The organism is Allomuricauda sp. d1 (genome assembly GCF_039592695.1).
In the GTDB taxonomy this organism is placed as follows: domain Bacteria; phylum Bacteroidota; class Bacteroidia; order Flavobacteriales; family Flavobacteriaceae; genus Flagellimonas_A.
This window is the reverse complement of the sequence record NZ_JBBUTK010000001.1, coordinates 675035-701015: the sequence shown is the minus strand read 5'-3', so window position 1 is coordinate 701015 and position 25981 is coordinate 675035. Positions and strand designations below refer to the sequence as shown.

Sequence of the window (25981 nt, the reverse complement as noted above, 5' to 3'; positions counted from 1 at the left end):
AACCACTTAAGAAAGTATTTCCAGAACCAATTGTTTTGCCTCTTCATCCAGCGTCATTTTTGGAAAAGATTTCCCAGCTTGGCGGTACCAATACCCAGCATTCCATTCGTCGCCTTCTTTTCGGTGTAGGTAAGCATGTATCCATTTAGCCGTAGAGTCATTTGACCCGTCTATTAGGTCATGGGCGGTATGCCAATTGCCTTTGGCATCGTACCAAAGTGATTGTAGTGCTTTGGGCCAAGTATCAGGTGGTGCTTGATTGGCCAAAGTCTCTTGAAATGCATTGTAATCATTGGGCAGCTTCATCATGAATATATTGGGGCCACGCCAAGTGGGCCATAAGTCCGCCGCTCAACATCACGGCCAAATGAATTTCTGTACTGAGGTCTTTGGGCAACAAAGCTCCCAAAGTGGCAAGCAATAGGCAGATCGCAACGAAGGCAAAAAAGCCCGAGATTTCTTTTCGCCTTACCAATACTTTTCGGTTATAGAATATTTTAGAGATGAGGCCACCCAACAGAAAACTGAGCCACATCCATTCTGTTCGGTTTTCTTTGACAACCTCGCTGAACGTAGGGTATTTTTCCTTTAAAAAAACGGCCAGAACAATATCAATCACTATCATGGCGGCAAAAATAATGACCATGGCCAATCGGATTCTTTCGATAGTTTCAAGATTTCTTCTGACAAATGTTCTCAAGCCACTCATACCATCATAAAATTTTGTGACCAGATAAAATGACCATATACCAGACCTATCACCAACAATAGGGTAAGAAAACCTTTGGATTTTTTCGAAGGCATCCAAAATCCCGCACCCAACATCAGTAGGCATAGGGCAAAGAGCAGTGTTACAGCCCATCCTCCTGAAATACCGAAGTAGTTTGTTTGAGCTCCCAAAAACAGATGTCCCATAATGGCCCCCAAAGCAAAGGGTATAAAGAAATACTGTTCTTTGGAGGCTTCCAACAATACAATATTCGAAGTGTCATCATCCAACTCATTTAAATTCAGGTATACTTCAAATACCACATAGAGTATGGCAAAAAACAACATCACGTAGGTGATGATTCGGTAGGATTCAGGAGAGAAAATGGATTCCATTTTCCAAATTTAAGACACCATTGTTAAAAATTCTCGTTCAGAAATGATGGGCACGCCCAAACTTTCTGCCTTCGTGCGTTTGCTGGGACCCATATTGTCACCGGCCACCAAAAATGAGGTTTTTGAAGATACCGATGAGGCCACTTTGCCCCCATTGTCTTCAATCAGTTTCTTCAATTCGTTTCTACCGATGGACTCAAAAACCCCCGAAACCACAAAGGTTTGGCCTTTCAGGGCATCTGATTGGTTTTGAAGCTGTGCTTCGGAAAGTGAAAACTGTAATCCGTAGGATTTCAAACGCTCTACGATTTCACGATTCTTTTCTTCGGAAAAAAACTGCACCACACTTTCGGCGATACGCCCCCCAATTTCATCGACGGCCACCAATTCTTCTTCACTGGCCGCCATCAAAGCATCGATGTTTTTATAGGCCTTGGCCAACTTTTTGGCCACGGTCTCACCCACATAACGGATGCCCAAAGCGAACAACACCCGCTCAAAAGGAATTTTTTTAGAGGCTTCTACCCCATTCACCAAATTCTCGGCCGATTTTTCAGCCATCCGCTCCAAGGGGATGATTTGCTCCACAGTCAGTTCATACAAATCCGCATAATTTTCAATCAATCCTTCTTTAAAAAGCAGTTCAACGGTCTCACCGCCCAACCCCTCAATGTCCATGGCCTTTCGGGAAATAAAATGCTGAATACGACCGGTTATCTGCGGCGGACAGCCCATATCATTCAGACAGAAATGTTGCGCTTCCCCTTCCTTACGGATTAATTCCGTACCACATTCAGGACAATATTCAATGTATTTCGTCGGTTCAGAATCTGGATTGCGTTTAGTAAAATCAACCGCAATGATTTTGGGGATGATTTCACCGCCTTTTTCCACAAAAACAGTGTCGCCCTCACGAATGTCAAGTTTGGTAATTTGGTCGGCATTGTGCAACGAGGCCCGTTTTACCGTCGTACCTGCCAATAACACGGGTTCCAAGTTCGCCACTGGCGTAATGGCACCGGTACGCCCCACTTGATAGGTAATTTCGTGCAGAACCGTTGAAACTTGTTCCGACTTGAACTTGTAGGCCATGGCCCAACGTGGTGCCTTTGCGGTATACCCCAGCTCTTCTTGCTGTTGCAGGTTGTTCACCTTGATGACCACCCCATCGGTTTCATAGGGCAGTTCATGTCGGTGCACGTCCCAATAATCCACAAACTGTAAGACCTCATCAACTGATTTACAGAGTTTCGCTATTGAAGGCACTTTAAAGCCCCATTCACGGGCTTTTTCCAACACTTCGAACTGGGTTTTGAGTCCTGATGCGCCTGCGATGCTGTACAAAAGACAATCCAACGGTCGGGCAGCGACCAAAGCACTGTCTTGGAGTTTAAGACTGCCCGAAGCCGTGTTTCTCGGATTCATGTACGGTTCTTCACCATTGGCAATACGCTCTTGGTTCATTTTGGCAAAACCTTTCAAGGTCAAAATAATCTCGCCACGAATGTCAAATTTCGGGGGATAACCCCCTTTCAATTTCAAAGGGATGGAACGGATGGTCTTCACATTAGTCGTGACATCATCGCCCTGAAAGCCATCACCTCGTGTCACTGCTTTAACCAATGCTCCATTTTCATAGGTAAGACTGATGGAAGCTCCATCGTATTTCAGCTCGCAGGTGAATTCGACGGGCACATCGCCCAAAATGCGTTGAATGCGCTTTTCCCAATCCTCTAAATCATCCTTGGAATAGGAATTGTCCAACGAATACATACGATGTTCGTGCACTACGGTCTCAAAATTCTTGGTCACTGCTCCCCCAACCCGAAGCGTTGGTGAATTCGGATCATGAAATTCTGGATGGGCGGCTTCCAACCCTTGTAATTCCTTGATTTTCATATCAAACTCATAATCGGAAATCACCGGGGCGTCAAGCACATAGTAGCTGTAATTATGTTCGCGCAGTTCGTTGCGTAGGGTTTCTATTTTTTGCTTCACATCCATCAAACCTGACCTTTTTTAATCCATTTCGGAACTGGGATGGGTTGATAATTCTCCATTTTCTCCAGTAGCGCATCAACATCTTCATCTACCTGTATCATTTCATAATTGATCCTTTTCAAAAAGCCTTGTTTTACCATTTTCTCCAGCATGGCCAGCAGCTCATCGTAAAATCCACCTGTGTTCAAAATACCGATGGGCTTTTGATGCAGGCCCAACTGTGCCCAAGTGATCATTTCAAAAAATTCTTCCAATGTGCCATAGCCACCAGGAAGCACGATCACCCCCTCCGAAAGTTCGTGCATCTTGGTCTTTCGCTCGTGCATGGATGCTGTGACGATTAACTCGCTCAAACTGGAATGGTACACCTCTCGCAGCATCAAAAAATCTGGGATAATACCGATGACCTCGCCCCCATTGTCCAAACATGCTTGGGCGACGTGGCCCATGACCCCAATGCGTGCGGCACCATACACCAAAGTGATATTTTTTTTGGCCAAGGTACTGCCCAACAAGGTGGCATCCTTTAAAATCTTGGAATCCTCGCCCTCACTGCTGCCACAAAAAACTACTATGCTATTCATGCTTGGTTGCTTTTATCATGCGGTCATTTCCAAAAATATCCTTTTTTAGTTCAATCCCATGAAAACCGTGATGCTTTAAAAGTGATATGGTTTCTTCGGCTAGATATTGATTGATTTCCAAGTACAATTGACCACTCTGCTTCAAATGCCTTTTACAAAATCGGGCAATGGCTTCGTAATACACCAACGGATGCTCGTCAGAAACATACAAAGCCCCTTCTGGCTCATATTTTTTGACATTGTTTTGCATTTCGGCCTTTTCTTGCTCTCGCACATAGGGGGGGTTTGAAACGATGGTATCAAATTTTGAATTGCGATTTACGAATGTAGATTTTAGAATATCATCCTGTAGAAAATGAATGTCAACATTGTTGGCTTTTGCATTTTTCTTGGCAACTTCCAAAGTCTTTTTAGAAATGTCAATAGCGTGCACTTCTGCTTCTGATATATTTTTGGCCAAAGCAATGGCGATACAACCGCTGCCTGTGCCGATGTCTAAAATTTTGAGGTTTCGACTGCGCTCAACCTGACATTCAATTATCCACCTGGCCAACTCCTCTGTTTCTGGCCGTGGAATCAACACATGCTCATTGACTCTTAGTGTCAAATCCATAAACTCCGTCTCACCAAGAATATACTGGAGTGGTTCTTCTTTTTTTAGGCGCGCCATGGCTTCGAACAACGGCTGCTCTTCCGATTTGGTCAACGAAAGTTCGGGTCGTACGACCAATACAAATCGTTCAAGATTCAAATAGTGCTCAATCAGCCTGTAAAAAAAACTGTCGATTTCCTCTTTTGTGTATAAATCCCCCAATTCTTGGTGAAATATGGTTTTTATTTCTTTTACTAGCATTTGTCAAAAATATCGGAAAACACCCCTAAAGTCCCCTCAAGGGGACACTTCTTCTGACAACTTTTTGAACATATACACGGGGCATGAGGTATGGCCAGTGCAGCCCATGGGCGAATCAATGTATTCAAATCCATTTTTTAGATACAGTTTTTGGGCTGCATCCATATTGGGCATGGTTTCAAGATAGCAACCTTCAAATTTGAATTCCTTGGCTTTGTTCAAACAAACTGCAATCATTTTGTAGCCCAGACCCCTGCCCCTTGCCGCTTTACCCAAATACATTTTTTGTAGTTCACATACATTTCCTTCATAATTGTCCAAAGGGGCAATTCCGCCACATCCGATGATTTTATCCGTTTCAACAATCACAAAAAAGACTGATTTTGGGCGATCATACGCCAAGAACATATTTTCCAAAGCTTTATCTTGATAAGCAGAACCTACTTTTGGAACTCCATACTCTTCCAAAACACTTTTTATTAATCTTTCCACTTGAAGGTTGTCACCTATTCGGATTTCACGAATTAGCATTTGCTTTTCCATCGGATTGAATACGCTACTTTTGCATGGTGAATATAGACCAAAAATTCATGCTCCGTGCCATTGAACTGGGCAAAAATGCCATCGGTTCTGCAGCGCCGAACCCCGCTGTGGGCTGCGTCATTGTTCATGATAAAAAAATCATCGGTGAGGGCTATACCAGTGAATATGGCGGCAACCACGCTGAAGTAAATGCCATCGCATCGGTCAAAGACAAGTCACTGTTGAGGAAAGCTACGCTGTATGTTACCCTGGAGCCTTGCTCCCATTTTGGCAAGACCCCGCCCTGTGCGGATTTCATCATCGAGAATCAAATCAAGAAGGTAGCCATCGGATTGCAAGATCCACACCATAAAGTTGCTGGGCAGGGCATCAAAAAGTTGAAGGAAGCTGGTTGTGAGGTTTTGGTTGGGATTTTGGAATCAGAATGTCGTGAACACCACAAACGGTTTTTGACCTATCATAAGAAAAAACGGCCCTACATTATTTTGAAATGGGCTAAAACCGTGGATGGATTCATAGCTCCAGAAGATTCGACACGACAAAAAGATGCCCAACCGTATTGGATCACCAATACATACTCTCGGCAATTGGTACACCAATGGCGTAGCCAAGAGCAGGCCATTTTGGTGGGTACGGAAACCGTATTGAAAGACAACCCAAAATTAAATGTTCGAGATTGGTCAGGAAATAATCCGATTAGAGTGGTTCTGGACAGGCAATTGCGGATTCCAAATTCGTACCATGTTTTTGACGGTAGTGTGAAAACCATCATCCTTACCGAAAACAGCGAACAAAATCCATCTAAAGAAAACATTCAGTATGAAATATTGGGTTTTGATAAGCAAATGGCCGAGCAGATTTGTGAAATTTTGTGCCGACACAATATAGCGAGTGTCATCATCGAGGGAGGCGCCCAAACACTGCAAGCCTTTATTGATGCGAATCTTTGGGACGAGGCGCGCGTCTTTACGGGCACAACTACATTTAAAAAGGGGATTAAAGCTCCAAACATTACAGGAAAAGTCATTGAAAAGAAAAATAGCATCGATGACATTTTAATTGTACTTGAGAATGATTAAAAACATCATTTTTGATTTCGGCGATATTTTTATCGATTTAGACAAACCGGCCACAGGAAGGGCGATGGCACCATTCGGGTTCACAGAAATCACCCCTGAACTCGACAGCCTCTTTAAAGCTTATGAAAAGGGCATTGTCAGCTCTGACGATTTTTTGGAAACCACAGGAAATCTGTTTCCCAAAGCGAACAAGCAGCAATTAATCGATGCATGGAATGCCATTTTGCTTGATTTTCCGTTGCATCGATTGACCTTTTTAGAACAACTGGCAGAAGAGGGCAACTATCGCCTGTTTCTGTTGAGCAATACCAATGAGATACACATTCAACACGAAAAAGAAAAAATGGGCGAACATTTCATGCGCTTCAAAAACTGTTTTGAGCAATTTTATCTTTCGTATGAAATGGGAATGCGTAAACCCGACGCTGAGATTTTCGAGTTTGTACTGCAACAAAATGGATTATCTGTCAACGAAACCCTGTTCATTGACGATACGCTCGAAAATATTGAGTCCGCAAGCACATTGGGCATCAGAACATGGCACTTACAGGTAGGCTCTGAAGACATTACTGAACTTAACCATCGTTTGTAAATGCTTGATCTCGCCCTCAGTGTACTGTGCTCCAGTCTCATTTTTGTTGTTTTTAAGCTTTACGACAGGTTTAAGGTGCATACACTTTACGCCATCATCTTCAACTACATCACGGCATGTGTTACCGGCCTGCTGTTGTACGAAAAGACAGTGAATATTACTGAAATTGTCAATGCACCTTGGTTGTGGGGTACGTTGGCATTGGGGGTACTCTTTATCCTTATTTTCAGAATTATGGCAAAATCCTCACAGTTGAACGGGGTTGGGGTCACTTCTGTCGCGACAAAAATGTCATTGGTGATTCCCGTTGTTTTTGCGTTGCTGGTCTACAAAGAAAAGCTCTCGATCTTACAAATCGTTGGCATACTGATGGCCTTGGCTGCGGTTTATTTTGCATCACTCAAGAAGGGAAGTATTGCCATACAAAAAAATTCACTGTTACTGCCCACATTGGTTTTTTTGGGTTCGGGCGTCATTGACACCAGTATCAAATATTTGCAGGAAACACAATTGCGAACCGAGGAATATCCTGTTTTTTCAGCCACGGTTTTTGCAGCCGCCGCTACCACTGGAATCGTGTTTGTCAGTCTTCGATCTTTTGTTCAACGCCCAAAAATTCATTTTAAGGATGTTCTTGGCGGAATCGCATTGGGCATACCCAATTATTTTTCCATTTTCTTCTTGTTGCGCGCCCTGCGGAATGATGCTTTGAACAGTTCTTCAATATTTACGATCAACAATGTGGCCATTGTCATGTTTTCGACATTGTTGGGCATACTGCTTTTTAAAGAACGTCTCAGCATAAAAAATTGGGGCGGTATCGCATTGGCGGTCATTAGCATTTTGCTCGTTGCACTTTTTTAGGACAAAAAAGGCAAAATCACATCAATTTTTCAAGTATGTATTTTGGGCATCTTTTGGGTTTGCCCGTGGCCATATCAATAAACACCAAAACGGTATTTGCCTCGGCCAACAATTCCCCATTTTCACCATAGACTTTATAGTCGAATTCTATCCGAACGGTCGGTATTTTTTTGAGGGTGGTCTCAACGGTTATCAAATCATCATATTTGGCAGATTTCTTGTAATTGATTTGTAAGAAAATGACCGGCAACTTGGTTCCAGTTTCTTCCATGCTTCTATAGGTTATGCCCAGAGCCCGCAGCCACTCTACCCTGCCCATTTCTAGGTACTGTGCGTAGTTGCCGTGGTAGACAATGCCCATCTGGTCAGTTTCAGCATATCTGACTCGAAAAGAAAAAGTGTTAAATTTCATGAAGTTAGAGGAAAAATTATATATTTAGAGGCTCGCCTTTTTCGAAAGAGAACATGCGAAAAAAAAAAGGAAAATTCAACCCGTAAATGATTTTTTTTTTAAAATTTTTGTTCACATATTTGTCGCATCCTGAGCAACGGGAAACCCCCGAAAGTTTTAATCTAAAACTGATACACTAACCAACACAATAAGGAGGCCTTTCTATGGATGTTACTGCAGATTCAGTTTGGAACAACTGTTTGTCTTTTATCGAAGATAACATCCAACCGCAGGCATTCAAAACTTGGTTTGAACCCATACGCCCTGTTCGCCTTACCGATAGTGCACTGAGCATTCAAGTACCCAGTAAATTTTTTTATGAATGGCTTGAAGAGCATTATGTGAAATTGCTCAAAGTGGCCCTCACCAAAGAACTTGGCAATAGTGCCAAATTGGTCTACATCATCAAGATGGAAAACAAATACGGTAACAGCGAACCCTTTACAGAAAAAATACCCAGCTCAAATCGGTCAGCAATGGAGCCCCAAGAATTGGACGTGCCAGTTACCTCAAAGAACCCAGAGTTGAAGAATCCGTTTGTGATTCCAGGCATCCGTAACATCAAAATCGAGTCACAGCTTAATCCGAGCTATAATTTTGAAAACTTTCTTGAAGGAGATTCCAACCGCTTGGCACGTTCGGCAGGTATGGCCGTGGCGAACAAACCTGGTGGCACTTCGTTCAATCCATTATTGATTTTTGGTGGTGTCGGTTTGGGAAAAACCCATTTGGCCCACGCCATAGGCGTTGAGATCAAGGATAAATATCCAGAGAAAACAGTACTTTATATTTCCGCCGAAAAGTTTACGCAACAGTACATTGAATCGGTCAAGAAAAATACCCGGAACGATTTCATCCATTTTTATCAATTGATCGATACCCTCATCATTGATGATGTGCAGTTTCTTTCGGGCAAGTCAGGTACGCAAGATGTCTTCTTCCATATTTTCAACCATTTGCACCAAAACGGCAAACAGGTCGTGTTGACCTCTGATAAGGCACCTGTAGACATGCAGGATATCGAACAACGTTTATTGTCGCGTTTCAAATGGGGGCTGTCGGCAGAATTGCAGAGCCCCGATTACGAAACAAGGGTAAGCATCCTCAAAAACAAACTGTACCGTGATGGGGTCGAAATGCCCGAAGAAATCATCGACCATGTTGCCAAGAATATCAAGACGAATATTCGAGAACTTGAGGGAGCCATCATCTCATTGATCGCACAATCTTCGTTCAACAAGCGTGAGGTCACCTTGGAACTGGCACAGCAAGTGGTCGAAAAATTTGTCAAGAACACCAAGAGGGAAGTGTCCATCGACTACATTCAAAAAGTGGTCTCAGACTATTTTGAGATGGATGTGGCCACGCTGCAATCAAAGACCAGAAAACGGCACATCGTTCAGGCCCGTCAATTGGCCATGTTCTTTGCGAAAAAATTCACGAAGGCTTCTTTGGCGAGTATCGGCTCGCAGATTGGCAAACGTGACCATGCCACCGTACTCCATGCTTGCAAGACCGTTGACAACCTTGCGGAAACCGACAAGCAGTTCAGAAAATATATTGAAGACCTGAACAAAAAATTCACTTAAACCGACGCTGAATGACCAAGGTTTTGATGGTCTGTTTGGGCAATATCTGTCGCTCTCCACTGGCTGAGGGCATTCTCAAGTCAAAAGTTGCTGCTGAAAACGTCACGGTCGATTCTGCCGGTACCGGAGGATACCACATAGGAGAGCCGCCTGACCCACGCTCCATCGATGTTGCAAGACAACACGGACTCGACATCAGCATGCAGCGTTGTAGAAAATTCCGTTCTTCAGATTTTGAAGCGTTTGATTTGATTTATGTGATGGACAACAGCAACTACGCCAATGTACTGGCCCAAGCCGCTACAGAAGCTGAAAAGCAAAAAGTAAGATTGCTGCTCAAAGAAGCAGATTTGGGGATAACCGAGGTACCAGACCCATATTATGGCGGCACCAAAGGTTTTGAAAATGTATATCAGATGATTGATAGCGCCTGTTCGGCCATTGCCCAAAAACTAAATCGGTCATGAAAGATAAGGCACCAGGTTTGATCACCGGGAAATTGTACCTAATACCCTCGACTTTGGGCGATACGGCTCCTTTAGAGGTGCTTCCGTTATCTGTGCGGGCCGCCATAGACCAGATTGACCACTACATTGTCGAGAATGAAAAGACGGCAAGACATTTCATCAAAAAAATCACGCCACAAAAATCCCAGCCCAATTTGAAGATTGAGGTGTTGAACAAGTATACCGAAGCACATGAGTTGCCCACTTTTTTGGAACCCTGCATTCACGGTATCAATGTGGGCCTGCTGTCAGAGGCCGGTTGCCCGGCAATTGCAGATCCAGGAGCGGAAATCGTAAAAATTGCGCATCAAAAAAACATTCCGGTGGTGCCACTGGTCGGTCCTTCCTCAATACTCATGGCATTGATGGGCAGCGGTATGAACGGCCAGAATTTTGCGTTCAACGGCTATTTGCCCATTGAAAGTGCGGAACGTAAAAGTGCCATCAAAAAATTTGAAAAGGCTTCAAAAGAGTCGAACCAAACCCAAATTTTTATTGAGACCCCGTATCGCAACGAAAAACTGTTCATTGAACTTAAGAAGCATTTGAAGCCCGAAACCCGATTGTGCATTGCAACCGACATTACATTGGAAACGGAGTCGATTGTCACCAAAACTATCAATGAATGGCAACGCATTGAGGTGGCCATCAACAAACGGCCCACCATCTTTATTTTTCAAGCATAAAAAAACCGAAACTCTAGTTCCGGTTTTCTTTGTAGTCTTCGATCCTTTAAATTCTCGGGTTGTGTTTGGCCTTGACTTCAGAGGTGTCAAACCCTCCAAATTTTCTGATGTAGTACGATATATTACTGCCGTAGGCATCGGCAACGTCTTCTTTTCCATAAGAATGGAGGTATTTCTTGACATTTCCAGCTCCCGCTAGATGCGCTGCTGCAATGATACCAGATTCTGTAATCGTCGTACCTCTAATGCGTTTACCACTGTACCTTTTGATTTCGCGGCGCAATATCCATTTGTTACGGGCAACATTTAGGTTGAACAGCTGTTCTTGCAATTTGGCATCGGCCATAAATTTGTTGACATCGTAAAGCCCGAGAAGCTTCAGGGTGTTGGCGCCAAACTGATATTTCCCCATGTATCCAAGGGTATTGATCGCATTATAGCTTCCTTGTGATTCTTTAAACGCAAGGGTTTCCTTAAAGCCCAAGAAGTCTTTTTTCAAGAATACTACAGGAGCAAAATTTATGCTTTCAGGTTGGATGCTATTTTCAACCACTGTTTCCAAAGAATTTTCAACCTTCAGAAAATCGGGTACCTGTATCACCTTTTCTTCAGATTTGTCTGAAAAGGTAGCAAAACTGGTCATAAAACCAATCAAGGCTAAGTGGCAAATGAAACCTATCCATTTTCTCATTTTCAAAAATTTTTAGTTCCTATTTATATACGGAGGAAACTTAAATTTTAGCCGGCAAAAATAGTGGGGGATGTTTTCGTGACAAGAACAAATGTCATAAGATTTTCCTAAATGACGGTTAATTTCCGTTAAGTAGAAAGAAAAAACCGACAATGTACGCTATCTGTTGATTCTCTGTGAATTGACCCATCGGATGTACTGTACTTTATTTCGGTTGTGCTGCGCCAAGGTTTCTGCAAACATGTGATAACCAAAGTTGGAAACATCGGCGACAAAAAACAAATATCGATGTTTTTCAGGGTTTAGAACCGCTTCTAGCGATGAAATATCGGGCATGGTGATCGGCCCCGGAGGTAAACCTGCATATTTATAGGTATTGTAGGGAGAATCCATTTCTAAATCGCGATACAGCACGCGCTTGATTACCGTATCATAATTGCCTGTTTCTTTCTTTATAGCGTAGATAACTGTTGGATCTGCCTGCAAAGCAATGCCCTTTTTCAAGCGGTTCAGATACACTCCCGCAACCCGGGGGCGCTCATCGGTCTTTACCGTCTCTTTTTGTACAATTGAAGCCAAGGTCGACACTTCTTGAGGATTCAGGTTCAGGTTATCAGCCTTTTTCAGACGCTCTGAACTCCAGAAACGATTATATTCCTTCAGCATTCTATCACGAAATGCTACAGCATCGGTATTCCAGAAAAACTCATAGGTGTTGGGCAGGTATATCGAGAGTTTTGTCGCCTCTGAAAACCCGTGTTGCTGTATAAAATCGGAGTCGTTAAAGGCCTTCAGCAGCGAAAGGCTATCGGCCTCGATCTGTTCTGCAATCCTTCCTGCCAGATCAGCCAGTGTCTCTTGATTGTTGAAAGAGACCTTGACGGGCAAATTACCGCTTCTGAGGGCATTGATGACTTCATTGTTGTTCATCCCTTTGTTGATGGCAAACTTGCCCCCTTTTATGTTGTTGGTGTAGCCCTTGCGGTCGGCGACGGATTTAAAGGTGTTCAAGTCCATCAAAAGTGGTGATAATCGATGGGCCACGGTATCAATTGTGGCATCTGAGGGAATAAAGACAAAGGCTTTCTCATTTTCGAAAGCGGTATTCGGTGAAAAAATGGCCGAATAAATTTGATAGGCGAAAAATCCGCAAATCAACAATCCCAGCATGGCAATGGCCCACAGCAATTTTCTACGAAACATGTTCTCTTATTTTTTGATATAGGATTTCATCTTTAAAGGCGCCTTCTGAACGTATCCAATCTTTCTTTACACCAACCTTTTCAAAACACATCTTTTCAAACAGATGTATGCTCGCTTCATTGGCCACCAAAATATTTGCATAGAGCTGATGCAAATCGAGGACCTTAAAAGCATAATCACAGAGCAGTTGTAATGCCTCACCACCGACCCCTTTGTTTCGGTCTTGCCCGTCAGCAATGATAATGCCCACGCCCGCTCTTTTATGTTTCGGATTGAAATCAAACAAATCAATAAGCCCAATCGCCTTGTCTTTTTCATTGCAGATTACCAGCCGTAACTGTTTGGCCTCGTAAATATCAAGGTGGGCATTCTCTAGGTAACGCTTCAAAAGCCCTTTGGAATAAGGGGTCAGGGTGCCGCTGACTTCCCAAATGGAAGTATCATTTTCAAGTAGATATAAAAAATCAAGGTCTTGTTTTTCAAGTGCCCTGAGCGTTATGTTGTCGCCCTTTAATGTCAACATGAGATTTCACCTTTATAGACCAAAGTGGCCGGCCCTGAGAGTTTTATCTGGCCGTAGCCTTTTCCGTTCCTTTGAAATGAAACCTTCAATTCGCCCCCCAGTGTTTTTATCGTAATTGAGTCTGATGCGGTTTTTTGGGCATGGTGCATCGCAATGGCCACCGCAGTGACCCCAGTACCGCAGGAAAGGGTCTCGCCCTCAACACCACGTTCGTAGGTACGCACCTCAAAAGTATCGGCATTGATGGGTTGTACAAAATTGATGTTGCTTCCCGCTTTGCCATACAGTCCGTACCGCAATTTTGCGCCTTCGGTCTTTACATCTAAAGTTTGCAGATCATTGACCAATTGTACATGATGGGGTGATCCTGTATTCAAAAAAAGGGACTTTGGTTTCGATTTGACTTCGGTCACATCGACCATCTGCAAGGTCACGTTATTGTTTTGTATGGATGCCGTATGCAGCCCGTCTACAGCGTTGAACGTAGCATCATTTTCAACTAGGCCCAATTCTTTGGCAAAAGCGACAATACAACGACCGCCGTTACCGCACATACTACTCTCATTACCGTCAGAATTGAAATAGACCATCTTAAAATCTGACATCTTGTCATTTTCCAATAGAATGAGTCCATCGGCGCCAACGCCAAATCTTCGATTGCAAAGCAATGCGATTAATTTGGTATCGTTTTTGGGGAAAATGAGCTGACGGTTATCAACGAGAATAAAGTCATTTCCCGTTCCTTGATATTTATGGAATTTGAGCTGCAAACCAAAGTTCATCCGACAAAGATAAAACAACCTTTGTTAAGGATTCCTTTGCAGTTAAAGACACGTTAAACTGTTAAAATCAAGGCGGATTTCCGTTACTTTTAAAGTGCTAAATGTTTAAAAACAAAAGATTACGATGAAAAGAACAGCAAGTTTATTCTTGGTGGCACTCTTTGCAGGCGGTATCACTCTTGGTGCCTACAAGTTATTCTTCGAAAAAAACGACTATGCCTTTTTGGGCCAGAGTGAGGAAACTCCCTTTATAACCACCAGTAACCTACCTACCTCTGCAAGTGGTGCAGGTATCAACGAGGTTGATTTCACCATTGCGGCAGAAAAGACCGTAAACGCAGTGGTACACGTAAAAAATATGACGACCAGCAGGGGGCCTAGCAGCATTGCCGATTTCTTCTATGGTTTTGAAAGCCAACAACGGCCACAAGTAGGTACAGGTTCGGGAGTCATTATTTCTCCTGACGGATATATTGTCACCAACAACCATGTTATAGACCGTGCCACAGCGTTACAGGTCACATTGAACAATAACAAAAGTTATGACGCTGAAGTGGTCGGTACCGATCAAGCCTCAGACATTGCATTAATAAAAGTTGATGCAGAGGGCGATCTTCCATATTTGGCTTTTGGCAATTCGGATGACACCAAAATCGGAGAATGGGTGTTGGCAGTCGGCAATCCCTTCAACCTGACCTCAACCGTAACAGCCGGAATTGTAAGTGCCAAGGCACGATCTTTAGGCAGAAACCAGTCTTTTATACAGACCGATGCAGCCGTAAACCCAGGTAACAGTGGTGGTGCGCTCGTCAATACCAATGGAGATTTAATAGGCATCAACACAGCAATCACCTCACAAACAGGATCTTATGTGGGCTATTCGTTTGCGGTGCCCAGTAATATCGCAAAAAAAGTCGTCGACGATTTGTTGGAATTTGGCAATGTGCAAAAGGGACTCTTAGGCATTTCAACGGTACCCAAAGGAACCAAGCGTGCCATTGAAGAAGGCCTTAATGAGATTGATGGTGTTTATGTAGCACAAGTTGAGGAAGAATCCGGTGCTGATAAAGCGGGCCTTCGAGAAGGAGACATCATCAAGCAAGTCAATAAAATCAGGGTTCGAAAGTTTTCTGAGCTGACCGGTTATCTTTCTGCCAAGCGCCCCGGCGACAAGGTAGATGTTACCGTAGACAGGGATGGTAAAATGTTGACCTTACCTGTTGTTCTTACTAAAAATCAAACCATTGACTTGCCAAACATTGGTTTCAGGGTCAAAAATCTGACCAAGTCTGACACCAAAAAATATGGTGTCAAAAAAGGTGTGAAAATTATAGCTGTTTCCGAGGGATATCAAAAATATGGGTTGGTGGATAAAATCATAACCGAAGTTGATGGAGACGAAGTAAAAGATATAGATGATGCCAAAAAACTTTTCGGCGAAATATCGAGGTACGGCCGCACCAGTTTTACCATGATTAACGAGAAAGGTGAAAAAGAACGTCTGATATTGCAGTAAAATCTAAATTCATAATCGCAAAAGCATCCACCATGGTGGGTGCTTTTTTTATTACTGATTCCTTTTACGAAAACGTTTGAAATACCTACTTTTGCGCCAAATTTTGACAACCTATTTCATCCCATCATGAGTGACATCAAGTCGTACGAAAAAGAACTTGCCTTTCAGGCCGATAGAAGAAAGGCCACCACAGAATTCATCAAAATCATCAGTGACCTCTGGTATGACAAAGCCATTGAAGTGGTGCTCTTCAAAAACCAGGTCATTGACAAAAATGTGAGCGATATCATCAACTTACATGAATACGCCGGCGAATTTGTGCAAAAGCCCATTTCCATTTTTGATAGTGTCGAATTGTTGAGGGCCATCAACGACATTAATCTACCGCCTGCCAAACTGGATATTGGCAAACTTACCTACGAATACCACTCCCAAGAAAACAGTCATCTCAATGTAAAGGCATTTGTACTCGACAAGTTGAAAGATGCCAACCAAAGCAAGGAAATCAAGCCAAAGGATGTCATTCTTTATGGTTTTGGAAGAATTGGCCGTCTTCTCGCCCGAGAGCTTATGGCCAAAACAGGCAAGGGCAATCAGTTAAGGCTGAGAGCAATTGTGACAAGAGGAGAGATCACACAAGAAATTCTTGAGAAAAGGGCGGCTTTGTTGAGAACCGATTCCGTGCATGGGCAATTTCACGGTACGGTGGAAATCGACGCTAAGAAAAAAGCCTTGGTCGTCAACGGAACGACCGTACATATCATCAGCTCCAACACTCCCGAAGAAGTAGATTATACGAAATACGGAATTTACAATGCCCTTGTCATTGACAATACAGGTGCTTTTAGGGATGAGAAGGCACTCAGTAGACATTTAGAGGCAAAGGGCGTGAATAGGGTGCTACTGACCGCTCCTGGCAAGGGCATACCAAATATAGTTCATGGGGTCAACCACAAAGAGTTCAATCCCGATAAAACCAAAATCTATTCAGCGGCATCGTGCACCACCAATGCCATCACCCCTGTTTTAAAAGTCATAGAAGATTCACTGGGCATCAAAAAAGGACATCTAGAAACCATACATGCCTACACAAACGACCAGAATTTGGTGGACAATATGCACAAAAAATACCGCAGGGGGCGAGCTGCAGCATTGAATATGGTCATTACAGAGACAGGTGCCGGTCAAGCCGTGGCCAAAGCATTGCCCGCATTGGATGGCAAGTTGACCTCGAATGCGATTCGGGTGCCCGTACCCAATGGGTCTCTGGCCATTTTGAATTTAGAGGTCAACAACAAAACATCTATCGATGGCATAAATACCATTTTGAAAAAGTATGCCCTTGAAGGTGATTTGGTGGAACAGATAAAATACTCGCTCAGCAACGAATTGGTGTCGACTGATATTGTGGGCACTTCTGCTCCTTCAATCTATGACAGTAAAGCAACCTTAGTCTCTGCCGACGGTAAAAACATTGTGCTCTATGTTTGGTATGACAATGAATATGGGTATTCACATCAAGTAATCCGGTTGGCAAAGTATATTGCAAAAGTTAGAAGATATACCTACTATTAGCGTTCCATAGCTACTGAAATAGAGCTAGATAAAAAGCGATTTTCTTTTGTTGTTGACAATATTCATACTAATTTCGTCTTGCTCTAAATCTTTATTAAGAATAAAAAACCATGAGAATACTCAGAATACTAATTTTTGCCCCACTTTTTCTATTTGTATTTCAAAGTAATGCCCAAGAAGAATCCAATTCTTTGGATTCGGGCACCATCAGCAGCCAATTTCAATACCTCGAAAAAAAATCGGGAAATTATCGTGCGAACAATGTTCGTTATGAAGTGATCAAACTTTTTGAGCTACAAAAATTAAAACAGAACATTTTAGATTCTTTGAATGCGAACAATGTAAACATTGCCGAGCTCAAAGCCACCATCGCTAAGAACGAAACAGAAATTGCTTCACTGAAATCCCAATTGCAGGAAACTTCAGATAACCTCAAAACAATCACCGAAGAAAAAGACAGCGTATCTTTTTTTGGCGCATTGATATCTAAAAATACCTACAAGGCGATCATGTGGATTTTGGTCTTTGTCTTGTTGTTGTTGTTACTGCTCTTTATCTATAAATTTAGGAACAGTAACTTTTTGACCCAACAGGCCAAGGCATCATTGGCTGATTTGGAACAGGAGTATGAACAGCACCGACGTAGGGCTCTTGAACGAGAGCAAAAGATAAGCCGTGAGCTGCAAGATGTGCTGAACAAGAACAAGAAAAGCATCTAAAATTCGGGTGGATGGTCAAAATAATCCGTGCTGCCACAGACCGTCTTGAACAAGTTGTTCCGCTATTTGACCAGTACCGCGTTTTTTATGGAAAGAAATCCGATCTACCAAAAGCAAAGGCTTTTTTGACCGAGCGTTTTTCGAACCAAGAAAACGTTTTGTTCTTGGCTTTACAAAATGAAAATGCCGTTGGATTTACCCAACTCTATCAAACATTTTCTTCCGTAAGCCTACAGCCCTTCTATATCTTGAATGATTTATTTGTCGATGCAAGTTGTCGTAATGAAGGAATTGGCGCACTGTTGTTAAAGGAGGCCCAATCATTTTGTAAAGAACAAAGCTTTAAGGGATTGGCCCTTGAGACAGCAATCGACAACCCGGCCCAAAAACTGTATGAAAAACTGGGTTGGAAGAAAGACACGGACTTTCTACATTATTTTTGGTCAGCTTCCGACAAGGTGTAAAAAGTTATTTTTGCAGCATTATCTTCGAAAACATGATGCGAATCGATATCATAACGGTATTGCCTGAACTGTTGGAGAGTCCATTTGGGGCATCCATCCTTAAGCGTGCCATTGAAAACAAGCTGGTCGAAGTACATCTGCACAATCTACGGGAATACGGCAAAGGAAATTACCGGCAAGTCGATGATTACCAGTTTGGTGGGGGAGCCGGTATGGTCTTGATGGTTGAGCCCATCGATACATGCATTACAGAACTTAAGGCAGAACGCGAATACGATGAAATCATTTATATGACGCCAGACGGTACATCTTTGAACCAAGGTATGGCCAACGAACTGTCATTGAAGCAAAACATCATCATTTTATGCGGTCATTATAAAGGTGTGGACCAGCGCATTCGAGACATGCACATTACCAAAGAGATTTCCATCGGTGATTATGTGCTCTCGGGGGGCGAACTTGCCGCAGCGGTATTGGCTGATGCCGTAATTCGGTTGCTGCCTGGTGTACTCAACGATGAGACTTCGGCACTCACCGATACTTTTCAAGACAATCTGTTGGCACCGCCGGTGTATACCCGACCGTCAGAATACAAAGGCATGAAAGTGCCTGAAATTTTGTTAAGCGGAAATACACCAAAAATTGAAGCTTGGCGTGAGCAAGAGGCCCAGAAAAGAACACTTGAAAAAAGACCTGATTTATTTAATTGAATATGGAAAATATAGAATACGTTTTTGCAGTAGCAGCAATTTTAGGGGGAATTGCTCAGTTATTATTGGTTATAGCTTCAAGTATCTTAGTAGTTAAAATTAGAAAGCTAGGTACAATCTTTATGCTAATAGGTAGCGTCTTGATGCTAATCAACTCATTGACAAACTTTATACTTCCAATTGTTTTTGCCAGTAAGGGGCCAGAATATTTGGCAAAAAGCGTAAGCATACAACAAATAATTGGTCAGATTCCTCTTTTGATTTTTGTTATTGGCATTCTTATATATGCCATTCAAATCAAAAAATGATGAAAACCGATTGCCAATTAAAAATAAACGATTAATTTTGCACCTCATTAAAATCAACCTCTGACGAAGGCCGTGAACGTTGACTTTGATAAACAAAAAACCATGTGACAATGGAATCATTGGTGAAATTCGTAGAAAACGAATTCGTACAGAAAAAAGAATTTCCAAAATTTTCATCAGGCGACACCATTACGGTGTATTATGAAATCAAGGAAGGTGAAAAAACGCGAACCCAGTTCTTTAGGGGCGTTGTAATACAGCGTAGGGGAAGCGGGGCCACCGAAACCTTTACCATCAGAAAGATGTCTGGTACCGTTGGTGTCGAAAGAATTTTTCCCGTCAACATGCCTGCATTGCAAAAAATTGAGGTCAACAAAAAAGGAAAAGTCAGAAGGTCACGTATTTTCTATTTCAGAGGATTGACCGGTAAAAAGGCCCGTATCAAAGAGGTTAGATAAGACCTACCCAAAAAAAGATTTAAGGCATCCACCATTGGCGGATGCCTTTTTTATGAACAATTGTTAATAACCATAGTTCATAATTTGTTGATTTTTAGTTGTTTGAAAATCTTGTGCAACAATTAATTTACATTACTTTTATCTAAGATTTATGAAGAGAAAGGCTTTGGTCTCAACTTCGAAAGTCTAAGTAATGTTGACGTTCTTTACGGTATTGTTCACGCTTTTTAGTTGGTAACACTACTAATCAAAAAGCATATTGCGAAGTGATGAGCTCAGGCAAATCACTGAGTATAAGTTGGAGTTTGTGTGCGGTCAAAAAGAAATTTTTGATTTGACAGATTCCTAGAACAATAAGCAGTGTGGAAATTTGTGGACTAATTGAAAGATTAAGAACAATTCTCACATTAAACGTTGAAAAGGTTGTAGACCAACTTCACGGTTGAAATCTTATGCTTGGTATAAGATTGAAGTCTACTAACTTTTTCCTGAAAGCCATATCAATGTTTCGGCATCGATATGGCTTTTGTTTTTATAATCCCCTACGCTTACATCGCCTTATATTGTATATTTGCACCGCTCAAATTACATGTAAATGGCTAAAATTCTATACACCAAGACTGATGAAGCCCCAGCACTTGCTACCCAGTCTTTCTTGCCCATAGTAAAATCTTTTCTTAAAACAGCGGATATCGACATTGAAACCAAAGACATTTCATTGGCAGGTCGCATCATGGCCCAATTTCCTGAATATTTGGGGGATGCCAAAGTCACTGATGATTTGGCAGAGCTCGGAAATATTGCAAAAACACCTGAAGCTAACATCATCAAGTTGCCCAATATCAGTGCATCTGTTCCTCAATTGAAAGAGGCCATCGATGAACTGCAAAAGAAAGGGTACCCATTACCCGATTATCCTGACAAGCCTTCCAATGATGACGAGTTTGAAACCAAGGCCCGATACGATAGAGTGAAGGGCAGTGCCGTAAACCCGGTACTTCGAGAAGGTAACTCTGACCGCAGGGCCCCAAAAGCGGTGAAGAATTACGTTAAAAAGAACCCACATTCAATGGGCGAATGGTCATCTGACTCCAAGACCCATGTGGCCACCATGTCATCAGGTGATTTTAGAAACAACGAAAAGTCTTTGACTACACAAAAAGCAGAGGATGTCAGCATTATCTGGATGGGCCGCAATGGTGAGAAAAAAGTTTTAAAAGAAAGAGTGGCACTACAAAAAGATGAGGTCATTGACGCTACGGTCATGAGTAAAAGTGCATTGGTCAGTTTTCTTGAAAAAGAAATCAAAGACGCCACCGAAAACGGCCTGTTACTTTCTGTACACTTGAAGGCCACCATGATGAAAGTATCTGACCCTATCATTTTTGGCCATGTCATGAAAACCTATTTTGATGATGTTTTTGAAAAATATCACGCAGAATTCAGCAAGTTGGGCATCAATGCAAAAGATGGTCTTGAAACGCTATTTGGCAAACTTGAGGCCCTAGATGCTGACAAACGCAACGCTATTGAAGCGAGCATTCGCGAGACTATAAAAAGCAAAGCTGATCTGGCAATGGTGAATTCCGATAAGGGCATTACCAACCTGCACGTTCCCAGTGATATCATCATCGACGCCTCTATGCCGGCGATGATTCGCAATTCTGGCAAGATGTGGAATGCCGAGGGTAAGACACAAGACACCAAGGCTATCATTCCGGATAGCAGCTATGCAGGAGTTTACCAAGCGACCATTGATTTTTGTAAAGAACACGGAGCCTTTGACCCCAGAACCATGGGTACTGTGCCCAATGTCGGTCTAATGGCGCAGAAAGCCGAAGAATACGGATCCCATGACAAGACTTTTGAAATAGCGCAAGACGGTATTGTTCAGGTGGTCACAACCACAGGACAAGTTTTGCTAGAGCACCAAGTGCATACAGGTGATATTTGGCGCATGTGCCAAGTGAAGGACGCCCCGATACAAGATTGGGTCAAATTGGCGGTATCAAGGGCAAGAGCGACAAATACACCAGCTGTGTTTTGGCTCGATAAAAACCGTGCCCATGATGCCGAATTGATAAAAAAAGTGAACGAATATCTTAAAGACCATGACACCAATGGGTTGGATATCAGAATCCTTTCCCCTGTCGATGCCACAAAATTTACGCTGAAACGCATCAAAGAGGGCAAAGACACCATTTCTGTTTCCGGCAATGTGCTGAGAGATTACCTCACCGACCTTTTTCCGATTCTTGAGGTGGGTACCAGTGCAAAAATGTTGTCCATAGTCCCCCTTATGAACGGCGGTGGACTGTTTGAAACTGGCGCAGGAGGTTCGGCTCCAAAACATGTGGAGCAGTTTTTGGAAGAAGGCCATTTGCGATGGGATTCTTTGGGAGAATTTATGGCATTAGCGGTTTCTTTAGAATTTTTCGGTGAAAAATATGACAACAAAAAGGCATCACTTTTGGCTGATGCATTGGATGCGGCCACTGAAAAATTCTTGGAGAACGACAAATCACCTTCCAGAAAGGTCAATGAATTGGATACCCGCGGGAGTCATTTTTATCTGGCATGCTATTGGGCCGAAGCTTTGGCCAATCAAGAAGCTGATGCTGGCTTAGGAGAAAAATTCAAAACAGTTTCTGAGGCACTAAAGCAAAACGAGTCCATAATCAACCAAGAGCTGCTCAATGCCCAAGGGGGAGCAGTCGATATAGGCGGGTATTACTTGCCCGACCCTACAAAGATTTCAAGTGCCATGCGCCCAAGTAAAACCTTCAATGACATTTTGCAAGGAATCTGAGTTCCACTAGATAAATTAAGAAAAGGTTAAGCGTTCATTTTTGACTGTTGCAATGCCTACATTAGCAATAATAGAAGCATAGCATATCCTTGAAAAATCTCTGTTTCACTCTTTTTGCTGCATTGGCTTTGCTCAGTTGTGAAGAAGCCATAAACCTTGACCTGCCCAATTCAGAACCCAGGTTGGTGATCGATGCACTTTTAGGATACAGCAAAGCTGACCCAGATTCAACTACAATCGGGGAGGTCAGGCTTACTTTAACAGCTCCTTTTTTGGCAGAATCAGTGCCCATAGCCGTAGGGGCCCAAGTTGAAATCATTGACGAGACAAGCCAAGAAGCATTTGTTCTGGGTGAACGTGTGCCGGGCGTGTTTTCCGAAAACCTGCCACAGCTTCGGCCAAACAGAGATTATACATTGCGGGTAGTTTATCAAAATGAAGAATATAAAGCTACAGAACAGCTCAACGGCGCTGCTTTTATCGACTCAATAGAACAGGGGGATGGTTTTTTGAATGATGAGGAAAAAGAAACTGAAACGATAGTTACTTTTACAGATATCCCCAACCAACGAAACTATTACCTGTTCTCTTTTGGAGGTGATGACTTTCTGGTTACCGACGATGAATTCTACCAAAACAGCCAACTTACATTTTCATTCTTTTATGAGGATTTAGAACCCGGAGACTTGGCCATCATCACACTCATAGGTATCGATGCTGACTTTGCAAGATATGCCGATTTGGCATTGACCCAGGCAAGTGGTGAAGCAGGCAGTGCCTTTTCTGTGCCCGCTGCTACTGTCCGTGGTAATATCATTAACGCGACAGATGCTGAAAATTTTCCTTTTGGCTATTTCGCATTGGGTGAATTTGATGTTACTACGCTGACCATAGAATGAAAACTCCCATCATGTTAATTGAATACTATACTTCCTTATTTTGAATATCTTTAGCTAAATACCAAACGAATGCCAAACAAAACTTTCCCACTCTCCCTTATCCTCTTCCTAATATCCCTTACCACATACGCCCAACAAAAATATACCCTGAGCGGGGTCATCTCAGAGGCTTCGAGCAACGAAAAACTGATTGGGGTCACTGTGGCTGTTCCTGAGTTGCGAACAGGCACTACGACAAACGAGTATGGGTTTTATTCCATCACGCTGCCTGAAGGCGACTATGAAATTTTGGTCAGCTATCTAGGGTTCAGTGATATCACGCAACAAATAGAGTTGAATACCAATAGGAAAATCAATTTCAATATGGTCGAACAAGCTGAAGAATTGGACGAGGTGATCGTTTCAGAAGATGCCGAGCGTACCAATATTAGGCAGCCTCAAATGAGTGTGAATACCATTGCGGTACAGACCATAAAACAAATTCCTGTGGTTTTGGGCGAAGCTGATGTCATAAAATCTTTGATATTGCTCCCAGGGGTTACCAATGCAGGTGAGGCCTCTTCAGGCTTTAATGTACGTGGTGGTGCAGCTGACCAAAATCTTATTCTGTTGGATGAGGCCATCATTTTCAACTCTTCCCATTTGTTTGGTTTTTTCTCTGTATTTAATCCCGATGCCATAAAAGATGTAAAGTTGTTCAAGGGAGGTATTCCGTCACGATACGGTGGAAGGGTTTCATCGGTATTGGAAATTTTTCAAAAAGAGGGCAACAGTAAAGAACTGAAGGTTAACGGTGGCATTGGTGCCGTTGCAAGTCGATTGTTGGTCGAAGGCCCCATTATTAAAGATAGAACTGCGTTCTTGGCTGGTGGCAGGGCTTCTTATGCACATCTTTTTCTTCCGCTTTTTGACATTGACAACAGGGCTTATTTCTATGACCTTAACACAAAAATCAATCACAGGATCAATGAACGCAACAGTATTTACTTATCCGGATATTTCGGTCGTGACCTGTTCAGTATCAATGACAATTTTGTAAATATTTACGGAAATGCAGTGGGCAATTTCCGCTGGAACCACCTCTTTTCAGATAAATTGTTCTCTAATCTTTCCCTTATCTATTCCGATTATTTTTATGGATTGGAACTGGATTTCGTTGGATTTGAATGGGATTCCGGTATCCAGAATTTCAATGTCAAATACGATTTGAAACATTATGTAAATGATAAGTTTCAGATCAATTACGGACTCAATAATATTTATTACGTATTCAATCCCGGAAAAATAAAGCCCAATAGCCCAGATTCGGGTATTGTAGAAGAGCAGTTGACCAAAAAATATGCCAATGAAAATGCCATTTATATAGATGTTGAGCAAGATGTGACCGACAAACTGAGCATCAACTATGGTATTAGAGCCAGCCAGTTCAATCGTTTAGGGCAGGATGAATTTTTTGTCTATCAGAACGACAATCCTGTTATTTTTGATCCTTTCACCCTGACGTACCAAGAAGCTACGCCGATTGATACAATAAATCCTGGAAGGAGTGGAACACTCGAAAAATATTTTAATATAGAACCCAGACTTTCAGCATCCTACACCTTTAACGAGAATACGTCTGTCAAGGCCAGTGTGACCCGTTTAGCTCAGTATTTACACCTACTGTCGAATACGAGCTCCCCTACTCCATTGGATGTGTGGACCCCAAGTGGACCTTATGTAGAACCCCAATTGCTGAACCAATATGCTGTCGGATTCTTCAAAAACCTACGCCAAGGCGAATTTTCTTTGGAGTTGGAGAGTTTTTACAAAGACATCGAAAACCGCATCGACTATATTGATGGAGCAAATTTAATAGCCAATAACGCTATAGAACAGGTAATATTAAATGGTGAAGCAAGAGCATACGGTCTAGAATTGTTGCTTCGAAAAAATGAGGGACAACTAACGGGATGGTTAGCATACACTTTATCACGTTCTGAACAACGCACCCCTGGAAGGACACCGACTTTTGACAATGGACGATCAAATTTAGAGACGGGTATCAACTTTGGCGAGTGGTACAGCACCCCTTTTGATAAAACCCATGACATTGCATTGTACGGCAATTATGAGCTCAATGAAAAATGGAGTTTTAATACCAATTTCATCTATCAGACCGGCCAACCTACCAATTTTCCTGTGGGTCAATTTGAATTTCAAGAACTGGTGGTGCCTTTCTTTGGATTGAGAAACCAACAACGATTGCCAGATTACCATAGGCTTGATATTTCTGCCAAGTTGGTACCCAAAAAAAACAGAAATCGAAAATTGCAATCCGAATGGGTGTTCAGTATTTACAATGTGTATAATCGTATGAATGCAGCATCGATAAATTTCAGGCAGAACCAAGATACAGGTCGAAATGAAGCAATCCGTACCTCGATCTTTGGCATAGTGCCCGCAATCACATATAATTTCAAATTCTGAAAA

At 42.5% G+C, this 25981-nt stretch carries 28 protein-coding genes; 16 read left to right on the top strand and 12 right to left on the bottom strand.

The window, feature by feature from the left end; genetic code table 11:
- Positions 1-6: 6 nt before the first annotated feature.
- The 7 genes from AAAH86_RS03315 to AAAH86_RS03285 are packed head-to-tail and all read right to left on the bottom strand — an operon-like array spanning position 7 to position 5085.
- Entirely contained in the window at positions 7-309 is a 303-nt protein-coding gene (locus tag AAAH86_RS03315; protein ID WP_343486078.1) for a hypothetical protein, read from the bottom strand.
- On the bottom strand, positions 290-709 hold the full coding sequence (locus tag AAAH86_RS03310) for a hypothetical protein (protein WP_343486077.1): 420 nt from the start codon (positions 707-709) through the stop codon (positions 290-292). Before AAAH86_RS03310 ends, AAAH86_RS03315 begins: the two co-directional genes overlap by 20 nt.
- Positions 706-1104 carry a hypothetical protein gene (locus tag AAAH86_RS03305; RefSeq protein WP_343486076.1) on the bottom strand — a complete coding sequence of 133 codons (399 nt, stop codon included), beginning with the start codon at positions 1102-1104 and terminating at the stop codon, positions 706-708. Before AAAH86_RS03305 ends, AAAH86_RS03310 begins: the two co-directional genes overlap by 4 nt.
- A 9-nt stretch (positions 1105-1113) precedes the next feature.
- Positions 1114-3108, bottom strand: coding sequence for an NAD-dependent DNA ligase LigA (gene ligA, locus AAAH86_RS03300; RefSeq protein ID WP_343486075.1), 1995 nt, complete (start codon positions 3106-3108; stop codon positions 1114-1116).
- Complete coding sequence (locus AAAH86_RS03295; protein WP_343486074.1) at positions 3108-3689, bottom strand: TIGR00730 family Rossman fold protein; 582 nt, start codon at positions 3687-3689, stop codon at positions 3108-3110. Before AAAH86_RS03295 ends, ligA begins: the two co-directional genes overlap by 1 nt.
- A complete protein-coding gene (gene prmC, locus AAAH86_RS03290) occupies positions 3682-4542 on the bottom strand; it encodes a peptide chain release factor N(5)-glutamine methyltransferase (protein ID WP_343486073.1) in 861 nt (286 codons plus the stop codon). The genes AAAH86_RS03295 and prmC overlap by 8 nt, the downstream gene beginning before the upstream one ends.
- A 36-nt stretch (positions 4543-4578) precedes the next feature.
- Positions 4579-5085 (bottom strand): GNAT family N-acetyltransferase, encoded by a 507-nt coding sequence (locus tag AAAH86_RS03285; RefSeq protein WP_343486072.1) that lies wholly within the window; start codon positions 5083-5085, stop codon positions 4579-4581.
- A gap of 26 nt (positions 5086-5111) precedes the next feature.
- On the opposite strand from AAAH86_RS03285, the gene ribD reads away from it, so the two are divergent.
- The 3 genes from ribD to AAAH86_RS03270 are packed head-to-tail and all read left to right on the top strand — an operon-like array spanning position 5112 to position 7620.
- Entirely contained in the window at positions 5112-6164 is a 1053-nt protein-coding gene (gene ribD / locus AAAH86_RS03280) for a bifunctional diaminohydroxyphosphoribosylaminopyrimidine deaminase/5-amino-6-(5-phosphoribosylamino)uracil reductase RibD (RefSeq protein WP_343486820.1), read from the top strand.
- Entirely contained in the window at positions 6157-6756 is a 600-nt protein-coding gene (locus tag AAAH86_RS03275; RefSeq protein WP_343486071.1) for an HAD family phosphatase, read from the top strand. Before ribD ends, AAAH86_RS03275 begins: the two co-directional genes overlap by 8 nt.
- Positions 6757-7620 carry a DMT family transporter gene (locus tag AAAH86_RS03270; RefSeq protein WP_343486070.1) on the top strand — a complete coding sequence of 288 codons (864 nt, stop codon included), beginning with the start codon at positions 6757-6759 and terminating at the stop codon, positions 7618-7620.
- Positions 7621-7636: 16 nt separating this feature from the next.
- On the opposite strand, the gene AAAH86_RS03265 is transcribed toward AAAH86_RS03270, so the two are convergent.
- Entirely contained in the window at positions 7637-8032 is a 396-nt protein-coding gene (locus AAAH86_RS03265; protein ID WP_343486069.1) for a thioesterase family protein, read from the bottom strand.
- A gap of 203 nt (positions 8033-8235) precedes the next feature.
- Here AAAH86_RS03265 and dnaA point away from each other — a divergent pair, with 203 nt between their 5' ends.
- Genes dnaA through AAAH86_RS03250 form a run of 3 tightly spaced genes read left to right on the top strand, consistent with a single transcriptional unit; the run spans position 8236 to position 10852 of the window.
- Positions 8236-9660, top strand: a complete 1425-nt coding sequence (gene dnaA / locus AAAH86_RS03260; protein WP_343486068.1) for a chromosomal replication initiator protein DnaA — start codon at positions 8236-8238, stop codon at positions 9658-9660.
- An 11-nt stretch (positions 9661-9671) separates the two neighbouring features.
- Positions 9672-10127, top strand: a complete 456-nt coding sequence (locus tag AAAH86_RS03255; protein WP_343486067.1) for a low molecular weight protein-tyrosine-phosphatase — start codon at positions 9672-9674, stop codon at positions 10125-10127.
- The gene (locus AAAH86_RS03250; RefSeq protein ID WP_343486066.1) at positions 10124-10852 is read left to right on the top strand and encodes an SAM-dependent methyltransferase; all 729 of its coding nucleotides are present in this window, start codon (positions 10124-10126) and stop codon (positions 10850-10852) included. Before AAAH86_RS03255 ends, AAAH86_RS03250 begins: the two co-directional genes overlap by 4 nt.
- Positions 10853-10898: 46 nt before the next feature.
- On the opposite strand, the gene AAAH86_RS03245 is transcribed toward AAAH86_RS03250, so the two are convergent.
- The 4 genes from AAAH86_RS03245 to dapF form a co-directional block, all read right to left on the bottom strand.
- Positions 10899-11543 (bottom strand): hypothetical protein, encoded by a 645-nt coding sequence (locus AAAH86_RS03245; protein WP_343486065.1) that lies wholly within the window; start codon positions 11541-11543, stop codon positions 10899-10901.
- 159 nt (positions 11544-11702) lie between these two features.
- Positions 11703-12746, bottom strand: a complete 1044-nt coding sequence (gene mltG, locus AAAH86_RS03240; RefSeq protein ID WP_343486064.1) for an endolytic transglycosylase MltG — start codon at positions 12744-12746, stop codon at positions 11703-11705.
- Entirely contained in the window at positions 12736-13269 is a 534-nt protein-coding gene (locus AAAH86_RS03235; protein WP_343486063.1) for a GNAT family protein, read from the bottom strand. Before AAAH86_RS03235 ends, mltG begins: the two co-directional genes overlap by 11 nt.
- Positions 13263-14039: a diaminopimelate epimerase gene (gene dapF, locus AAAH86_RS03230; protein WP_343486819.1), complete on the bottom strand. Its 777-nt coding sequence runs from the start codon at positions 14037-14039 to the stop codon at positions 13263-13265. The genes AAAH86_RS03235 and dapF overlap by 7 nt, the downstream gene beginning before the upstream one ends.
- Positions 14040-14175: 136 nt before the next feature.
- On the opposite strand from dapF, the gene AAAH86_RS03225 reads away from it, so the two are divergent.
- The 10 genes from AAAH86_RS03225 to AAAH86_RS03180 all read left to right on the top strand — a co-directional run bounded on the left by AAAH86_RS03225 (position 14176) and on the right by AAAH86_RS03180 (position 25978).
- Positions 14176-15567, top strand: a complete 1392-nt coding sequence (locus AAAH86_RS03225; protein WP_343486062.1) for a trypsin-like peptidase domain-containing protein — start codon at positions 14176-14178, stop codon at positions 15565-15567.
- A 126-nt stretch (positions 15568-15693) separates the two neighbouring features.
- Positions 15694-17142, top strand: coding sequence for a glyceraldehyde-3-phosphate dehydrogenase (locus AAAH86_RS03220; RefSeq protein ID WP_343486061.1), 1449 nt, complete (start codon positions 15694-15696; stop codon positions 17140-17142).
- Between the two features lie 110 nt (positions 17143-17252).
- Entirely contained in the window at positions 17253-17861 is a 609-nt protein-coding gene (locus tag AAAH86_RS03215; RefSeq protein ID WP_343486060.1) for a tRNA (guanine-N1)-methyltransferase, read from the top strand.
- An 11-nt stretch (positions 17862-17872) separates the two neighbouring features.
- On the top strand, positions 17873-18325 hold the full coding sequence (locus AAAH86_RS03210) for a GNAT family N-acetyltransferase (protein WP_343486059.1): 453 nt from the start codon (positions 17873-17875) through the stop codon (positions 18323-18325).
- 35 nt (positions 18326-18360) lie between these two features.
- On the top strand, positions 18361-19035 hold the full coding sequence (trmD, locus tag AAAH86_RS03205; RefSeq protein ID WP_343486818.1) for a tRNA (guanosine(37)-N1)-methyltransferase TrmD: 675 nt from the start codon (positions 18361-18363) through the stop codon (positions 19033-19035).
- Between the two features lie 2 nt (positions 19036-19037).
- Positions 19038-19343 (top strand): hypothetical protein, encoded by a 306-nt coding sequence (locus AAAH86_RS03200; protein WP_343486058.1) that lies wholly within the window; start codon positions 19038-19040, stop codon positions 19341-19343.
- Positions 19344-19453: 110 nt separating this feature from the next.
- Positions 19454-19801 carry a 50S ribosomal protein L19 gene (gene rplS, locus AAAH86_RS03195; protein WP_343486057.1) on the top strand — a complete coding sequence of 116 codons (348 nt, stop codon included), beginning with the start codon at positions 19454-19456 and terminating at the stop codon, positions 19799-19801.
- Between the two features lie 595 nt (positions 19802-20396).
- Positions 20397-22610, top strand: coding sequence for an NADP-dependent isocitrate dehydrogenase (locus AAAH86_RS03190; RefSeq protein ID WP_343486056.1), 2214 nt, complete (start codon positions 20397-20399; stop codon positions 22608-22610).
- Between the two features lie 89 nt (positions 22611-22699).
- Positions 22700-23509: a DUF4249 family protein gene (locus AAAH86_RS03185; RefSeq protein ID WP_343486055.1), complete on the top strand. Its 810-nt coding sequence runs from the start codon at positions 22700-22702 to the stop codon at positions 23507-23509.
- A gap of 69 nt (positions 23510-23578) precedes the next feature.
- Complete coding sequence (locus AAAH86_RS03180; RefSeq protein WP_343486054.1) at positions 23579-25978, top strand: TonB-dependent receptor; 2400 nt, start codon at positions 23579-23581, stop codon at positions 25976-25978.
- Positions 25979-25981: the final 3 nt, after the last annotated feature.

What these genes read in the sequence shown, in the direction of transcription:
- AAAH86_RS03235 (WP_343486063.1), bottom strand. Translation starts at nt 13,269, where the DNA reads ATGTTGACATTAAAGGGCGACAACATAACGCTCAGGGCACTTGAAAAA.
- AAAH86_RS03220 (WP_343486061.1), top strand. Translation starts at nt 15,694, where the DNA reads ATGAGTGACATCAAGTCGTACGAAAAAGAACTTGCCTTTCAGGCCGAT.
- AAAH86_RS03250 (WP_343486066.1), top strand. Translation starts at nt 10,124, where the DNA reads ATGAAAGATAAGGCACCAGGTTTGATCACCGGGAAATTGTACCTAATA.
- AAAH86_RS03315 (WP_343486078.1), bottom strand. Translation starts at nt 309, where the DNA reads ATGATGAAGCTGCCCAATGATTACAATGCATTTCAAGAGACTTTGGCC.
- prmC (WP_343486073.1), bottom strand. Translation starts at nt 4,542, where the DNA reads ATGCTAGTAAAAGAAATAAAAACCATATTTCACCAAGAATTGGGGGAT.
- AAAH86_RS03305 (WP_343486076.1), bottom strand. Translation starts at nt 1,104, where the DNA reads ATGGAATCCATTTTCTCTCCTGAATCCTACCGAATCATCACCTACGTG.
- AAAH86_RS03190 (WP_343486056.1), top strand. Translation starts at nt 20,397, where the DNA reads ATGGCTAAAATTCTATACACCAAGACTGATGAAGCCCCAGCACTTGCT.
- AAAH86_RS03310 (WP_343486077.1), bottom strand. Translation starts at nt 709, where the DNA reads ATGAGTGGCTTGAGAACATTTGTCAGAAGAAATCTTGAAACTATCGAA.
- AAAH86_RS03225 (WP_343486062.1), top strand. Translation starts at nt 14,176, where the DNA reads ATGAAAAGAACAGCAAGTTTATTCTTGGTGGCACTCTTTGCAGGCGGT.
- AAAH86_RS03275 (WP_343486071.1), top strand. Translation starts at nt 6,157, where the DNA reads ATGATTAAAAACATCATTTTTGATTTCGGCGATATTTTTATCGATTTA.
- AAAH86_RS03200 (WP_343486058.1), top strand. Translation starts at nt 19,038, where the DNA reads ATGGAAAATATAGAATACGTTTTTGCAGTAGCAGCAATTTTAGGGGGA.
- AAAH86_RS03255 (WP_343486067.1), top strand. Translation starts at nt 9,672, where the DNA reads ATGACCAAGGTTTTGATGGTCTGTTTGGGCAATATCTGTCGCTCTCCA.
- rplS (WP_343486057.1), top strand. Translation starts at nt 19,454, where the DNA reads ATGGAATCATTGGTGAAATTCGTAGAAAACGAATTCGTACAGAAAAAA.
- AAAH86_RS03180 (WP_343486054.1), top strand. Translation starts at nt 23,579, where the DNA reads ATGCCAAACAAAACTTTCCCACTCTCCCTTATCCTCTTCCTAATATCC.
- AAAH86_RS03215 (WP_343486060.1), top strand. Translation starts at nt 17,253, where the DNA reads ATGAGAATACTCAGAATACTAATTTTTGCCCCACTTTTTCTATTTGTA.
- dnaA (WP_343486068.1), top strand. Translation starts at nt 8,236, where the DNA reads ATGGATGTTACTGCAGATTCAGTTTGGAACAACTGTTTGTCTTTTATC.
- ligA (WP_343486075.1), bottom strand. Translation starts at nt 3,108, where the DNA reads ATGGATGTGAAGCAAAAAATAGAAACCCTACGCAACGAACTGCGCGAA.
- AAAH86_RS03270 (WP_343486070.1), top strand. Translation starts at nt 6,757, where the DNA reads ATGCTTGATCTCGCCCTCAGTGTACTGTGCTCCAGTCTCATTTTTGTT.
- trmD (WP_343486818.1), top strand. Translation starts at nt 18,361, where the DNA reads ATGCGAATCGATATCATAACGGTATTGCCTGAACTGTTGGAGAGTCCA.
- AAAH86_RS03295 (WP_343486074.1), bottom strand. Translation starts at nt 3,689, where the DNA reads ATGAATAGCATAGTAGTTTTTTGTGGCAGCAGTGAGGGCGAGGATTCC.
- AAAH86_RS03265 (WP_343486069.1), bottom strand. Translation starts at nt 8,032, where the DNA reads ATGAAATTTAACACTTTTTCTTTTCGAGTCAGATATGCTGAAACTGAC.
- mltG (WP_343486064.1), bottom strand. Translation starts at nt 12,746, where the DNA reads ATGTTTCGTAGAAAATTGCTGTGGGCCATTGCCATGCTGGGATTGTTG.
- AAAH86_RS03245 (WP_343486065.1), bottom strand. Translation starts at nt 11,543, where the DNA reads ATGAGAAAATGGATAGGTTTCATTTGCCACTTAGCCTTGATTGGTTTT.
- AAAH86_RS03285 (WP_343486072.1), bottom strand. Translation starts at nt 5,085, where the DNA reads ATGGAAAAGCAAATGCTAATTCGTGAAATCCGAATAGGTGACAACCTT.
- AAAH86_RS03210 (WP_343486059.1), top strand. Translation starts at nt 17,873, where the DNA reads ATGGTCAAAATAATCCGTGCTGCCACAGACCGTCTTGAACAAGTTGTT.